The sequence below is a fragment of the Parachlamydiales bacterium genome (genome assembly GCA_041671045.1).
Classification (GTDB): Bacteria; Chlamydiota; Chlamydiia; order Chlamydiales; family JABDDJ01; genus JABDDJ01.
Map to the genome: position 1 here is coordinate 169,125 of JBAZCF010000005.1, position 15,746 is coordinate 184,870.

Sequence of the window (15,746 nt, forward strand, 5' to 3'; positions counted from 1 at the left end):
ACTAAACTAGAAGATTATTATACGATTAAATCTCCGAGAGAAAAATGTCATCATTTTTGGTATCTGTTAGAACCTTTTTAACTCCTTCTCAAGCTCCCGAGCTTAAGAAAGATATTGCTCCTGATCAAACTCCTTCTGAAGCCATCTCTACAGAAGGTTTTGAACGGGTGCCTATCCTCCCCGACGAAGCACGAGACATTATTGAAAGCAGCATTGAAGACGCTAATACCTCACATCCCTACCCCGAAAAGCCTGCAGAAAACACTAAATCTTACTGGGACTATTGGAACACAACGAAATTCGTCGCGTCCGAAGCGACTTCCTTCTGCGCATATCTTGGAAAACGAGCACTATTAAATACTGCATCGACCGTACTTACTCTTTCCTTTGATTACAAAAAAGAAGTGGAACAGCATAGAAAGTATATCTCTGAAATAACAAAATCTTGGCATCTTGACCTGATCATTACAAGCGGTTCAAATAAAGCCGTAGATTTCATTATTAATTCTTTAGAGAATCCCGATCCTGAAGAAGCAGAAAATACTGATGCTGAAAATACGACAGCTAATACGAGTTCCTACTGGGACTCTACGAAGAAATCTATAATCAATGCAGCAAAGCATGAAGCTTGGGCCTACGTCAAAGATTATAAAGAATATTTTAGACAGATTATTGAAGTCGTTATATTACGCTTCACATCTAAAGTCCTTGAAAACGTACATAAAGAATGGGATGAGGTTATCCAAGCCAAATTGGCTAAACACATCGAAGAGACGAAGCTTACAGACGAAGTGAAAATAAAAGAAGCCAAAGACCTTCTTCTCTCAGCACATCCCTTCTCTACCTATATGTTAAGCGCTCTATTGAAGCGGTCTAATACATTCTTTATCGAAGTCGATGGAGAAGGTCCAAAACTCTCCTTGGAAGAGCAAAAGAAAATATTTGAGCTTGCAACTCCTGAAGAACGCATTGACGCATTAAAAACACACTTTGGGAAGCCGTTTATCCTGGAGATTATCCAGAAGTTCCTTCCTGATCCTACAGGAATTTTACCTGTAATTTCAAATGTTTCTTCTGTGATAAGAAACCATGTGCTTCCTAGAATACTCCCTAAGTTTGTTGATTTTGCAGGGGAAAAACTGGCCTATCTTAAAGAGATCACCACCAATCCTACAGGCGGGCAAGAAGTCGCAAAGAAAAAAGAGTTTGTCGAAGCGCAGCCAGGCGGTAAAACTTTCTTAGCGGAAGTAGAGTCCGTCCTCAATACCTCCTTTGATAAGCTTCCAGGTTTGATAAAAGACATTGCAGTACCTCTTGCAAGCAATTTAACTGCAGAATTTTTTGTTAAAAATTTGCAGGATACTTCTGAAGCGCTCAAAGAAGAAAAATCAGCAAAATTTGTCCTTCAGCAAATGAAATCCTGGACGTATGAAAGACTTCAAGGTGCAATCTCTGAGGGGGGCAACATTCAATCCCTGCTGCCTATTATAAAAGATCAATTGCAACAGTATTTCACTTACCTCACTGAAGCTATTCTGAAAAAAAATCCAAACAATGGCCTTTCCCTTTCAAATAATGTCGCAAATGTCGTGAGCGCAGAATTGGTGTCCTTCTTTAAAGAGCATAAAGAAGAATTATTAGCTTTTGAAGAATCATTAAAGGAATTGGATGAAAATAAAAGAGCTGTTGAGATAACAAAAAAATACGCTCCTCTTTGTAAGAAATTTTTGGCCAGCATTCATACCCATGGGAACTTCATTATTGAGAAGTTTGTTGTTAACCTTTTCCCCAGCTATATGCATGCATTCTTTATTGCATTTCAAGGACCGGTAGCTGAGCGTGAGAAAGTCATTAAAGAAATCGTTGCTATGGCAACAGGTGATCTTACAAAACAGATGGAGAGCGTTGTCGCAGCTAATGAACAGTTCGTGGATGATGCTTCGGCTGCTCTTGGAAATTTCATCAGTTCGATGTCAAGAGAACAGTTGCAATCTTCTGAAAAAGACATTTGTAAAATTCTTCCCGACTACAGTCCCGAGGTAATCAAAGACACTTTAGATTGGTTTACCGCTTCAAATCAGAATGACATACCTGCTCTTGTATGGACTAAAGTAGATGAATTAATTCAAACTGCAATCTTGCATGCAGGTAAGAACCTCATGGAAAAAAGCAGCATTGATCTTGCTGACATGGAAGGTGAAGAGGCCGTTCAGACTGATTTAGGAAATGTATTAATCCTCCTTTCGAAAATCATCAATGAATCAGGACAGCAGATAGAGCCCTTGCGGTTAGAAGAATATAAACTTCATCGCGCCAATTTACAAGCTTTGAACGCTAATCTACAAAACGCTACGAACGAAGAAGACAAGATAAAGGCTGAAAGTGCCTTAGCCCAAGAAGAAACACGCCACGCTCAAAAATTAGGGGAGATTTTTGCTCCTTTTGTCGTGAAATTTATGGGATCTATATCTATTGAGAATCAGCAAGCGGTTGTAAATCTTCTTCCTCCAAAACTTCAATCCTTGTCAAAAAATATTATTGGATTCCTTTGGGAAAAAATTATCCCTCAAGTGATCGGCAAGATGTATGAAAAGACGCGTGTCTTAAGCGACAACCGCGATCAATTACAACTTGAAGTGACAAAGTTATATGACAACGGCCTACCTGTTCTCTACTCACGCGTTCAAGCTCTCTATGTTAAGGCTTGGCTGCCCAAATACCTTGCTTCCGAACTTAAAAAAGCTAACCACAACGTAGGGACAGCCCCCTCAGAATCTGTAGTCGATAAGGTCATCGATGGCATAGCTAAGTTTTATGAAAGTAAAGGCGCTAAAATTGCTAACCTGGATAAAACAACAGGGCAAAGAGTCGCTGAGTATATTAGGGCAAATAAAACTAAGCTGTCATCAGAATTAGCCCTTGCTCTTGAAAAAACCGGCCAGCAAGCCTCGCTCGATAGTATCCTTAATTCCGGAGTGGATTACGTTGAAGGAATACTCCTCCAGGTTTTCAAAGGTCTATATATCGAAGTGGAAGAACTTGAAAAAAGTGATCCGACAGCGATGGTTCGCCTGCTAAACGATTGGTTAAAGACAACAATTCAGAGATTACGTGCGCTCAATGAAGACGGGACTTTCAATAGCGAAAGCCTTTCCTCTGCAATGGGAGTTGCTGCTCCTGAAACAAGACGTCTTCTGGATCGTATTGTCGGTACCTTCGGAATCGATATGAAATCAGCGCCATTGCCTGACCAAGGTAAGAAAGCTCTATGGGATGTCCTTAACGACGTTGCTTTGCCGAACGCCTTTAGCACAGTAGTATCTAACTTCGTGAATGAAAATACTTTAAGAAAAATCATTCTAACAGCACTAGAAACCTACCATAAAAAAGACGACGCGAAAAGAAAACTAAAAGAAGATACTTTAGAACAATATAGACTAGCACGCAGAGAAGCTATTCTCCAAAGCAAAGAATTGCCTGTAAATTCTGAGGCAACTGCAGCTAAAAATGCAGGAGCAAATAAAGTCAATGCACCTTCAACGCACGATAAAGCGGTTGAAGGAGAATTGAGCGGATTGTTTGGAGTTCTACTCAAAGAGATTGCCACAGCTACAGGCGATCCTGTGATACGTATGCTGCTTAACAGTGAGAAGCTGAATAAAACTGTTTCAGATGCTGTAGCCGTTATCGCTTATGAAAATATAGCCGGCAAAAAAATTATTGAGCATACTCTTTCAGGTTTAAGCGCAGCCCTCGGCAATCTTCAGCTTGCAGAAGAAGACGAAACTGGAACGTTAAAGACGATTAAAAAAATCTCTATCGTTCACGAAGGGAAAATAGCCCATATCCTTAATGAAGATGAAGAGAGAAGCCGGCGTGTCACAGACTACAAGTTCAATCTTCAAGATAAAAAAGTTTTGCCTGTTGTTTTACAAGAACAACAAGAAGATGATGATCTGAAATTCAATAGCATATTCAGTTTCGCTAGAGTAAGCACGTATATGCAAACACTTTTCAACGGTGCTGTAAAAGAAACGCAATCCAAACTCACGGAAAATGATAAAATCAATCAGTTGATTTCCGATATTGGATTGAACTTCCTAAAAAGTACCGTAAGAGACAAGTTAATTAAGTATTGGGAAGCTTTCCAAGATGGTTTTTACGCAGGATTGAAAAAAGTTCCCGGTATTGGAAATCATCTTGCAAAACTTAAACTCATGCTAGATGACTTTTGTTGGCTGCTGTTCTCCTACACATTGGGACCAATCCTCGCTGTCATGGCACGCGGGGCTAATGCTGTCTATGAAAACCGTATCCATGTATGGCATGAACGTATTTTCGAAAAGTTAAACGGCATCTTTGATAAGGAACTTCTCGCAACAGCCGGCTCATCCACGCTTAATCACTTGGAAAATGCCCGCATCGCAAGGCTGGGTCCCGAACAAGTTATCGCGGCGGTTGCCGAACCGATTGCGGTTCAGTAAGCTATAGTAGTAAATGGGGAATGTGGATAACTCCGCATTCCCTATTTGTCCACTTTGGTTCAGAGCTTATTCTCTTAAGCCGTACGGGTAATACTCCCCAATAAATGAAATGCCTGTTATACTCTTGCCTTTAATATAGATCGTTTATGATTCCAGAAGAAAAACCAAAACGTTTCAAGATAGCCACTCTAGGTTGTCGCACTAACCAATATGAATCCCAAGCTTTTCAAGATCAACTGCTTGCGATGGGTTATCTTCCCGCCGAAGAAAATGAAACAGCGGATATCTGTATTGTCAACACCTGTACTGTTACCGAATCAGCCGATAAGGGTAGTCGTCATGAGATCCGACAGCTCGTTAAACACAATCCCGGTGCACGCGTAGTTGTTACAGGCTGCTCAGCAGAAAGACAACCCGATGTCATCCAACAGATCGCCGGTGTAACAGATGTGGTTTCTAATAAAGATAAAGAAAATCTGCTTAACATCGTTTACCCGGAAGAGCAGTGGCCTGAGTTTTCAATAAAACGTTTTGAAGCTCACACCAGGGCGTTTTTAAAAGTTCAAGACGGCTGCAATTCCTATTGCACCTACTGCATCATCCCTTATGTCAGGGGCAGGTCACGCTCTAAAGCCCTGGATGAGGTTTTAAAAGAAGCGAAAGAGCTTATCTCGAACGGTTTCAAGGAGATCGTGTTAACAGGAATCAACATCGGGGATTTTGATGGTGGAAATGCTGAAAATCCTGTCCGCCTAGCAGAATTGGTTCGTGAAGTAGATAAGCTCCCGGGTCTAGAAAGATTGCGTGTTTCTTCCATCGATCCGGACGAAGTGGATTTTGACCTGGCAGATGCCATATTGAACGGTGCTAAAACCTGTCCTTCCATGCATATCGTTTTACAGTCTGGTTCCAACGTGATCCTAAAACGTATGAACCGTAAATATACACGGCAGATCTTCCAAGAAACGATAGAGAAATTATGGGCTGCCAACCCCGACTTTACTTACACCACTGATGTGATTGTAGGATTCCCCGGCGAAACAGAAACCGACCATGAAGATACCCTGGAAATGATACGGTTAGCCCGTTTCGCTAAGGTCCATATGTTTCCCTATAGCTCACGTCCACGTACGCGCGCAGCCCTCATGCCCAACCACGTACCCCAAGATATCATTCAAAGACGCAAACAAGAAGTTCTCCGCCTATCCGAGCAAGTGTCTTTCGATCTAAGACAAGCTTATGTGGGAAGAATACTCTCTGTATTGACCGAAAGCAAAGATGCCGCTACAGGCAAAATTGGCGGCCATACCGCTAACTTTTTGCAAGTTTGGATCGAAGGCGCCGCATTGGAAGCGAATACACTCGTCGACGTAAAACTTATCGCTAATACTCCCGACGGTCTTGTCGGAAAGCTTGTAGAATAAAAGGACCCTCCAAAATGCATATTGAGATTGCGCAGCGCTTGCAAGCACATTCCCACCAAAAGGGAGCACGCTTTTATCTTCCTTGGGCCGACTGCGAAGTGATAGTATATCCCGCATTTCTTGAAGTTCCAAGCTTAGGCAAAATAGATCTCCCCTTCAAAGGGCCCATAGCACAGATAACCACCGCGCTAGATTTAGAACGGGGTAAACTGGAAATTTTTGGCTCAGCCCAAAATGGATATCAGCACGTGCCGGTTCACTATGATAGCAATACCTCAAAATTATTTACTGAACAGGGATCTATAGAAGTTCCCTCTAAGAAAGATAAATTTATCCCTAAAGAAAAGATCAGTTTTGGCAGCCATAAAGCACAAAACTGGAATAAAATGCTTTTAAGGAACGATCCGGCAGAATGGCTTCCGCATTGGCACCGGATGGCTCAGTGGGCAGGGGATATCACACAGACAATAGAAAGCGAAGACTCCCGCCTTTGGGATCAATACGAACTATGCTTCCAAGACTATTTTGTGCATGAAACGGATTTATGGAAAAAAATGGCTGTTGAAGCTCCTTCTTTCCTGGCTCCTTCGCCATTAATCCAGGGTGCTGCACACCTTCGTTCCATGCTTTTTAGAGAAAGAAAAGGCCAACTCTTCCTGCTCAATCACTTGCCGGAAGGTCTAGTTTGCGGCCGCTATATCAACGCCGTTTTCTCCTGGGGAACAGTCGATATGGAATGGAGCAAAGGACTTGTCCGTCGGATTATTATCCGAGCAGAAAAAAACCAGGAAATTGAATTGAATTTCCCCAAAGCCATAAAACACTATCGCTTATGTAATTCTTTCACAAAGAACGTTTTAACTAATGAGAATTATAAACCTATCACTTTGACCGCTCAAACAGAATATTATCTGGATAGATTTGAAAAATAGCCTCTTATCGGTTATCGTGAAAGAATCAATATAACTTACCTGATAAAACCAGCTATGCACCCCTCTCCATTTTTAACTATGGATATTTCATTTCTTGAAACAGGTTCAACCGATCCCCACTCCATCTTGGGATTGCATATCCTTGGTCAAAACCCTCACTCAAAAGTGATCCGTATTTGGAGGCCCGGTGCCAAAGAAGTATTCATAACAATCCGCGGGGTGCCTCAAACGCTTGCCTGTGTTAATCCTGCAGGATTATTTGAATTGGAAGTCTCCGCCGACATTCAACCCGGTGATTACCAAATTTGGCATAACTCATCCCTCTCAGCACGCGATCCTTATTCTTTTACGCCCAGTCTGGGTGAAACAGACCGTTACCTTTTTAATAAAGGTGTACATTATAGACTTTATGATGTCCTCGGAGCTAAGCTTGCTACTCATGAAGGCGTGCGCGGAGTCCGCTTTGCCGTATGGGCTCCTTCCGCTTCCCGCGTGGCATTGGTCGCTGATTTCAACCATTGGGATGGAAGAGTTAATCCGATGCGCCCCTGGGGCAATAGCGGCATCTGGGAGCTTTTTGTGCCCGGCTTGCGTGAAGGTGAAAAATATAAGTTCGAGATCAGGGACCAGCAAGGCAATATCCAAATAAAATCCGATCCGTTTGCATTCCAGAGTGAAATGCGCCCCAGTACAGCTTCAATTGTAGCAGATGTCAACAAGTTCCTTTGGGAAGATTACGCCTGGCTAGAAAAGCGCTATCACGAAAAAAATACACCAAAACCCATGAATATCTATGAAGTGCATCTAGGTTCATGGAAAACACACAATGGCCATTTCAAAAACTACAGGGAATTAGCCGTAGAGCTCGCAGACTATTGTACGGAAATGGGATTCACACATATCGAACTCATGCCTATACTGGAGCACCCTTTAGATGAGTCTTGGGGATATCAAGTCTCCGGATATTACTCCGTCACCTCCCGATATGGCACTCCGGAGGATTTCCAATGGTTTGTCAATCACCTCCATTTGCACAATATCGGTGTCCTTCTAGATTGGGTACCGGGCCATTTCCCAATGGATGATTTTGGATTAAGCCGTTTTGATGGCACGGCCCTCTTTGAACATGAAGATCCCAAGCAGGGCTACCATCCACACTGGCATACCCATATATTCAATTTTGGAAGACACGAAGTTTCAAATTTCCTCATCGCCAACGCCCTCTACTGGTTCGATGTCATGCATATTGACGGCTTGCGTGTGGATGCAGTTGCCTCTATGCTATACCTGGACTACGGACGCGAAGAAGGGGGTTGGGTACCCAATGCCTATGGCGGAAAAGAAAATCTTGAGGCGATCGAATTCATTAAACATTTGAATTCTGCCGTCCATAAATCCTTTCCCGGAATTTTGATGATTGCAGAAGAATCTACCTCTTTTACCGGGGTGACCCACCCTGTAGATCACGGCGGTTTAGGCTTCGATTATAAATGGAACATGGGCTGGATGAATGACACCCTAAGTTATTTTAACACCGATATGATCTTCCGCCATTATCACCACAATAACCTGACTTTTGGACAACTTTACAGCTATTCAGAAAAATTTATCCTCGTCTTTTCGCATGATGAAGTCGTCCACGGAAAAGGCAGCTTGATCAGTAAAATGCCGGGAGACATCTGGCAACGTTTTGCAAATCTTCGTTTACTCTATAGCTACATGATATGCCAACCGGGAAAAAAACTGCTCTTCATGGGGGGAGAAATAGCCCAATGGAACGAGTGGTGGTGCAAACGTGAAATCGAATGGGATCTTTTAAAGTTTCCTTACCACAGCGGCATCCAACGAATGGTCAAAGAGATAAACCATATCTACCATAATGAAAGCGCCCTTTGGGAGCGTGATCACGACTATACAGGATTTGAATGGGTAGACTTTAGTGACACTCAAAATAGTGTCATAAGCTACCTAAGAAAAAGCGCCAACTCCACATTGCTATGCGTACATTGTTTCACGCCTAATATGAATCCACACTATTCTATAAACCTCCATAACGTTGAACATATCGAACAAATCTTCAATAGTGACGCCTCCTCCTATGGAGGGGCCGACAATCATAATACCCATCCAAAAATATATTCAGATAAGATTGAAATAGTCCTAGCTCCACTAGCCACAGTCATCTTTCGCATTCATTGGAAAAAATAAACATGCATCGTCCTACATCTCATACAGAATATCTTGCGCTATGCAAAGAAATTTGGAGCCATAACCGCCTCTATTATCAACAGCACGCTCCCCAAGTTAGCGATAAAGAATATGACCGTCTATATGCCCTGCTAGAACAATGCGAAAAAGATCACCCCGAATGGATTTTTCCCGGTTCCCCAACGCAACGTGTTGCCGAGGGCCTTTCCGGAGCTTTTCCTACCGTCGCGCACAAAAGCCCTATGCTCTCTCTCTCCAACACCTACAATAGGGAGGAAGTGCAAGACTTTATCCAAAGAGTGAAAAAGCTTTTAGAAATTCCCGATCCTGTATTTTGCTGTGAATTAAAAATGGATGGTATTGCCATCTCAGCCAAATACGAAAATGGTATTTTTGTTCAAGGCACCACACGCGGCGATGGTAAGACCGGTGACGATGTCACAATTAATATGCGGACGATCCAGTCATTGCCTCTGCAGCTTCCTATGGACAATCCACCCGCTATTCTGGAAGTTAGAGGCGAAGTCTTCATGCCACATTCAGTCTTTCACCAAGCAAATGCCGCTAAAGCTGCTCAAAGTGAAGAACTATGGGCTAACCCCCGTAATGCCGCCGCCGGATCGCTCAAACTTCTTGATCCGAAAGAAGCCGCTCGCCGAAAGCTTTCGATCGTGTTCTACGGTTTAGGCAACACTAAAGGCCTTCCTGTCAAAACTCAATCACAAGTCCACGATTTCCTCGAAAAATGCGGCCTTCCGACGCTAGCACTAAGAAACCATTGTAAAACACTCGAGGAAATCTTTGACTTTGCTCGAAAAGTTGCCGACGCTCGCCCAACTCTCCCTTTCGATATCGATGGCATAGTCATCAAACTCGATTCATTGGAGGGACAACAGCATCTCGGTACTACAGCTAAAGCCCCGCGTTGGGCTGTCGCCTATAAATTCGCTGCTGAACAAGCCACAACAAAAATCCATGCGATAACTGTTCAAGTAGGACGCACCGGCGTGCTGACGCCTGTCGCTGAACTAGACCCCGTTAAGCTGGCCGGCAGCACAATCGCGCGCGCGACTCTCCATAACTACGACGAAATCAAGAGAAAGGATATCCGTGTAGGCGACCTCGTCACAATTGAGAAAGGCGGGGACGTCATCCCCAAAGTCGTAGGTGTAGATCTAAGCGGCAGGGGAGAACACTCAAAACCATGGCATATGCCCAATGAATGCCCCGTATGCGGTACTGCAGTTGTTCAGGTGCAGGGAGAAGTCGCAGTGCGATGTCCCAATACTAAAGGATGCCCGGAACAACAGTTACGCCGGCTTTTCCACTTTGTCAGTAAAGGCGGCATGGATATCGATACTTTAGGAGAAAAGGTTCTTGAACAACTTATCCAAAAAGGTTTTGTACAGAAACTTCCCGATATTTATCGGCTTAATGCAGAACAACTTTTCCAGTTGGAAGGTTTTAAACAAAAATCAGTCGAAAACCTCCTAAACGCTATTGAAACCTCTAAGAAAGTTCCGTTGACCCGTTTCCTTCTTGCTTTAGGCATAAAACATGTAGGGGAGGGAATAGCTGAACTTTTAGCGGAAAAATCTGCCACGATACAAGGATTAAGCGCTTTGACCACCCAAGATCTATTGTCCATAGACGGGATAGGTGAAAAAGTCGCAGAATCCGTCCTCAGCTTCTTTGCAGACTCCGAACATCGTGAAGAAATAGATGAATTATTATCTTTAGGGGTTAATCCAATACAAGAAACACGTCAAATTCAATACAATCCATTTTTTCAAAATAAAACATTTGTAATTACCGGAACTCTACCAACGCTATCGCGACAGGAAGCTATAGAAGCGATTAAGTCCAGGGGTGGCAAAGTGACGGATTCCGTTACTAAAAAAACAGATTGTTTATTAGCAGGTGAAGCGGCAGGTTCAAAGTTAAATAAAGCTCAATTATTAGGAATTGAAATAATTGACGAAAAAACCTTCTTAAGTTACTGTTAATTGTATTTTTTTTGGATTAGTATAAATGTTTTTAAATGGTATTTGCAATTCATGTTATAGTTGGATTTCCCGCTTTCTGGGCTCCAAAACATGGTCTTTGCCACAATACTTGTTTAATAAAATATTTAATAGTGAACTTGATAATCCTGATATTAATTGGAATGCTACTAATTATCAATGGTCCTTTATTTCTCAAGAAGAGAGTGCTGCCGAGATAAAGAAAAACCTTTATAAATATGTGATGGCTGCTGTACCTAAATCAGAAAATACAGCCTGGATCACTCCTTTTAACATTGGATTACTCAGCGCATCTCAATTAGGGTTGGATTTAGAGAAGCTCCCCGGCACAATCGAAATTAAAGATAACTCTTTAGTGGACTACTCTACCGGGCTTAAAGCCATCGTCGCAGAATCGGCATGTAGTAACGAAATCCTAGTAGGATTCGGTGCTGCCGACTCCCTCTTAAGTGATGTTTCCCCAAGTAAAGGCCTCAAGTATATCTTCAGTGCAGGCGTCAGTCTTCTGGGCGGTACCCCTCTGATCTATTCCCAAGCCGAAAAAATTGTCGCAGCTCTGAAAGAAAAATACCCCGATAAAAAGATAATTTTATCCGGAACATGCTTAGGCGCTTCATTAGCGGAATATGCCGCCTTTCAAAATGGAGTCAAGGCTTACTGTGTTAATTCACTGCCTTTAGGGGTTGGCTTGCAAGCGGAAATCGGCAATGCTAAACTCAGGGAACATCATAATAAAGTACACCATGTCACCGTTTCTAATGAACTATTCGGCGACCGCCCCTGGATCACCATCCTTGATAAAATCTTCAGTTTCTTAGGTTTCAGGACCGCCGCAAACTTTGGCCTAAGGTTCTCTATCCCTTGTACCTATAACTCCGCTATCCTCGACCATAGCTATCCCTTGGATGCTGTTGTTAAAGTGATTGTTCCCGATCATAAAGCTTCTGCTGAAACTAAAAATAAGCGCAGGCGCATCTCTAATGTTTATAACAAGCATATCAACGGTCTGATCGAAAATGGGACAGTCCAGCGGCCTAAAAATCGTGTTCAGTGACGTCTGTCAGTAGAGCGGTTCTCCGCTCGGCGCCTCCCGGCAAGAAGTTGCCTGTAGTATGGTTTGTGAAGTGTTTTATGAACGCAAAGGCGCAAAGAACGCAGAGAAGCTCCGCCCCGCATTAGCTTGTCACTAAGACGATTGTTTCGTACCGATCACACATCGCCGCGGTCCCCCGCGGGACCGCAGCGCCGACGTTGACATGCTCGCTGACGCGATCACGTCAAACATTAACACCACACCGTAAATATTCAGTATTTTGCAGGATAAACCCAAATGGAAACAGCTCATTCTGGTGACGGTATCTGGCATTAAGTTCACTAACATGTCTCTGCTGTGAAAACCGCGATTTTGTTTTTTCTATGGAGTGTCTTGATATCCTTGACGTGATCGCGCAAGCGGGCATGTCAACGTCGGCGCCGCGGTCCTGTGGGGGACCGTGGCGATGAGAGATCGGAACGAAAACAACTATGCCCGTGACGAGCCAATGTAGGGCGGAGCTTCTCTGCGTTCTTTGCGTTTAAATAAAAGACCACACAAACCACCCTAGGAGCAAACATCATGCCGGGCGGAACGAGCTTGCTATGAATTAATGACTCTTAACCCCGACATCTTGACTCCTCTATCCTGAGCCGCCACATGATAAGGTGTCGACAGCTCACCTAAAAGGGTCTGATGCGAATAACTATGCACTTTGACTTTCTGCAGCGTCCCAATTAAGGAGGGATCTCCAGGGAAAAGTACGTTTTTCCAGCAAGTCGTCCTTCCCTTAAGCATAGACGCATCCCTGAAATTCACGCATTCCACTAAGACTTCTACCTCTGTTCCTAAAAAGGCTTGCCTCTTCCTTGCATAGATCTCGTCCTGGATCGCCATCAACTCCTGCAGGCGCTCTTCTTTCTCTATCTCGGATACAGTCTCCTTCCAACGCATCGCAGGTGTGCCTTTACGCTGACTAAACGCAAACAGAAAGGCTACGTCAAATTCTACTTCCTGCAGGATTTTCTTTGTTTCCAAGAAATCCTCATGTGTCTCTGTAGGAAAACCTACAATCACATCTGTTCCAAAGGCGACATTCGGTAAATATTCTTTCAGCATCCGCACTTTTTCCATATACTGTTCAATCGTATAAATACGGTGCATTTTTTTCAGCACTCTATTGGAACCTGCTTGAAAGGGGAAGTGGACAAAGTTGCACATCTTCTTTATGTCGCGCAATGCTATCATCAACTCTTCGGTGATATCCACAGGATGGCTTGTCATAAAGCGGATACGCTCAATCCCTTCGATAGGGGCTATGCGGTATAATAAATCGTGAAATAAGCAATTCCATTCGGGATGGTCTTTTCCATAACTGTTAACGTTTTGTCCAAGTAACGAGATCTCTTTATATCCTAAATTCGCTAAGCGCCGGCACTCTTCAATAATGCTTTCGGGTGCTCTAGAAACCTCCGGTCCACGTGTATATGGCACAACGCAATAGGTGCAGAACTTATCGCATCCGCGGCTAATGGAGATATGCGCTTTGACTTTATCTTCTCTTTTAGTCGCAGCATAATCTAACTCAAAGGTAAATTTATCATCTGTCCTGAATGCCTGCTTACCTGTCGACAAGACCTCATCCAACACATTATTCAAATCGTGGATATTATTGGTTCCTAATACAAAATCGATGTTAGGGACTTTCTGGAATAAGGAATCTTTCTTTGCATTCGCCATACATCCTGTAACGCCTATCAATGCACGCTTATTACTCCTGCCGAGTCGGCCCAATTTCCCCAATACTTTGCGCTCTGCCAAGTCGCGGATAGAACAGGTATTGAATATCAATAGATCCGCTTCTTCCTCTTCGTCAACTTTTTCTAACCCACGCTGCTCCAACATCCCTGCCATAATTTCACTGTCCAACTCGTTCATCTGGCAGCCATAAGTGCGGACATAGAACTTCTTCAATTCTCTCATTACATTCATCCTTGTGAGTTTATCCTAACATCATAGAGTTTCGACAAAGTTTTTTTCAACCTTGAGAAGGATAAGAAAACAATTGGCAAAAACGTCTTAAAAAGTTATCATCACTCGTAACATCTATAAAATGTAAGATTTGGAAGTAATATGCTGCACCAAAATAAGACCTTTATGGCAAAAAATGAAGAAACGGACCTCGTATGGTTCGTTTTGGACGCGACTGGCATGACGCTAGGACGCTTCGCCAGTGAAATTAGTAAGATTTTACGCGGAAAACACAAACCCACTTTCACACCTCATGTTGCCTGTGGCGACGGTGTTATCGTGGTCAACGCTGAAAAAGTCGTTGTAACTGGGCACAAAGAAGCTCAAAAAGAATACTACGATTATTCCGGTTATCCTAGCGGTGGAAAACTCATTCCTTACCGCCGTATGAAAGAACGCCACCCCGAGCGCATCATCGAACGCGCTGTACACGGTATGGTGCCAAGAAATCGTTTAGGCCGCGCGCTGATGAAGCGTTTGCGCATCTTTAAAGGAGCCGAGCACAACATGCAGGCCCAAAAACCTATAGTCGTCAACATCAACGGATAGATTATGATCGAAGAAAAAGTTGCAACAGGACGTCGTAAAACAGCCGTGGCTTCTGTGCGTTTGCGCCCAGGCTCCGGTAAAATCAACGTCAACAGTAGAGAATTCGAAACCTATTTCCCTCTAGAGATCCAACGCGAAGCTATCCTAGCTCCGTTCAAATCCTTCGGTGGACATAGCCACTATGACATCATCGTTCGCGTTTGCGGCGGCGGTATCGAAGGACAAGCCATAGCTATCCGCTTAGGTCTTTCCCGCGCTCTTGTTCAAGAACGTAGCGACGTTCACCATGAATTCAAAGAACACGGCTTCCTTACACGCGATCCTCGTAAGAGAGAACGTAAGAAGTACGGTCTTGCTGGTGCTCGTAAACGCTTCCAATTCTCTAAGCGTTAAGCTTCATTCTTTTACCCAGGCTACCCAGCCTGGGTCTTTCTTTTTTATTCTTATATTTCATAATTAAATATTTTTTTTAGTTTAAGTTGAATAGTTGCATTAATCTTTATTGATTCTTAATATAATTTCTTTAAAATAATGCTTTAAGTTAATACAAACTACAATCAAAGGTTTTTTATGGGTATGTTTGCAGGTAATATAAGTTTTCAAACAAGTGAAATACTGAGTTCAAGTAAGTCCATTCTTGGGAACGTATACTATGGCATAAAAGCACGTGTTGCAACGCTAGCATTTGCTTCAGTAGGCACAGCTGCTTCTCTAGTAATAAGGGCGCCTAGAGTATTGGAAAATGCAGCAACGAGTTTGATCAAAAGAGATATCTCCTACTTAGGTTATGCTGTAGGTAATGTTGCTGCAGCAGCTACGGATCTTATTGCCGGAGCTTTACTTACAGTGGATGGCATCCTATTACCGGAAGTTAGCCTACTAAATCCAATTACCAAAATGGTCAGTTTCAATGAATATGATCTTTATGAAAATAGTATTGTTTTGACCGAATCGCATTGGGAAGCACGCCTAATAAGCCCTTTCCGTGGACTAAGTCTAGCCGTTAAGTCACTAGCCACAGGCGTATATTTCTTAGCAACAGCCATTTTCTCTCAAAAAGT

The 15,746-nt window shown here is 43.1% G+C and carries 10 protein-coding genes; 9 read left to right on the plus strand and 1 reads right to left on the minus strand.

Annotation, left to right across the window (positions count from 1 at the left end):
• The first annotated feature begins 44 nt into the window (after positions 1 to 44).
• From WC222_07630 to WC222_07655, 6 genes are all read left to right on the plus strand, one after another.
• Positions 45 to 4,484 carry a hypothetical protein gene (locus tag WC222_07630; protein ID MFA6916252.1) on the plus strand — a complete coding sequence of 1,480 codons (4,440 nt, stop codon included), beginning with the start codon at positions 45 to 47 and terminating at the stop codon, positions 4,482 to 4,484.
• 146 nt (positions 4,485 to 4,630) lie between these two features.
• The gene (gene mtaB, locus WC222_07635) at positions 4,631 to 5,908 is read left to right on the plus strand and encodes a tRNA (N(6)-L-threonylcarbamoyladenosine(37)-C(2))-methylthiotransferase MtaB (GenBank protein MFA6916253.1); all 1,278 of its coding nucleotides are present in this window, start codon (positions 4,631 to 4,633) and stop codon (positions 5,906 to 5,908) included.
• A gap of 14 nt (positions 5,909 to 5,922) precedes the next feature.
• Positions 5,923 to 6,840, plus strand: a complete 918-nt coding sequence (locus WC222_07640) for a hypothetical protein (GenBank protein ID MFA6916254.1) — start codon at positions 5,923 to 5,925, stop codon at positions 6,838 to 6,840.
• Positions 6,841 to 6,894: 54 nt separating this feature from the next.
• On the plus strand, positions 6,895 to 9,048 hold the full coding sequence (gene glgB / locus WC222_07645; protein ID MFA6916255.1) for a 1,4-alpha-glucan branching protein GlgB: 2,154 nt from the start codon (positions 6,895 to 6,897) through the stop codon (positions 9,046 to 9,048).
• A 2-nt stretch (positions 9,049 to 9,050) separates the two neighbouring features.
• Complete coding sequence (ligA, locus tag WC222_07650) at positions 9,051 to 11,054, plus strand: NAD-dependent DNA ligase LigA (protein MFA6916256.1); 2,004 nt, start codon at positions 9,051 to 9,053, stop codon at positions 11,052 to 11,054.
• A 25-nt stretch (positions 11,055 to 11,079) separates the two neighbouring features.
• Positions 11,080 to 12,126, plus strand: coding sequence for a hypothetical protein (locus WC222_07655; GenBank protein ID MFA6916257.1), 1,047 nt, complete (start codon positions 11,080 to 11,082; stop codon positions 12,124 to 12,126).
• A gap of 582 nt (positions 12,127 to 12,708) precedes the next feature.
• Here WC222_07655 and miaB read toward each other — a convergent pair.
• Positions 12,709 to 14,088, minus strand: a complete 1,380-nt coding sequence (gene miaB, locus WC222_07660; GenBank protein MFA6916258.1) for a tRNA (N6-isopentenyl adenosine(37)-C2)-methylthiotransferase MiaB — start codon at positions 14,086 to 14,088, stop codon at positions 12,709 to 12,711.
• Positions 14,089 to 14,238: 150 nt separating this feature from the next.
• Between miaB and rplM the strand changes: the two genes are divergently transcribed.
• From rplM to WC222_07675, 3 genes are all read left to right on the plus strand, one after another.
• Positions 14,239 to 14,685, plus strand: coding sequence for a 50S ribosomal protein L13 (gene rplM / locus WC222_07665; GenBank protein MFA6916259.1), 447 nt, complete (start codon positions 14,239 to 14,241; stop codon positions 14,683 to 14,685).
• Between the two features lie 3 nt (positions 14,686 to 14,688).
• Complete coding sequence (gene rpsI, locus WC222_07670; GenBank protein ID MFA6916260.1) at positions 14,689 to 15,078, plus strand: 30S ribosomal protein S9; 390 nt, start codon at positions 14,689 to 14,691, stop codon at positions 15,076 to 15,078.
• A gap of 177 nt (positions 15,079 to 15,255) precedes the next feature.
• Positions 15,256 to 15,746: hypothetical protein (locus tag WC222_07675; GenBank protein ID MFA6916261.1), on the plus strand; the 491-nt coding region annotated here is incomplete at its 3' end.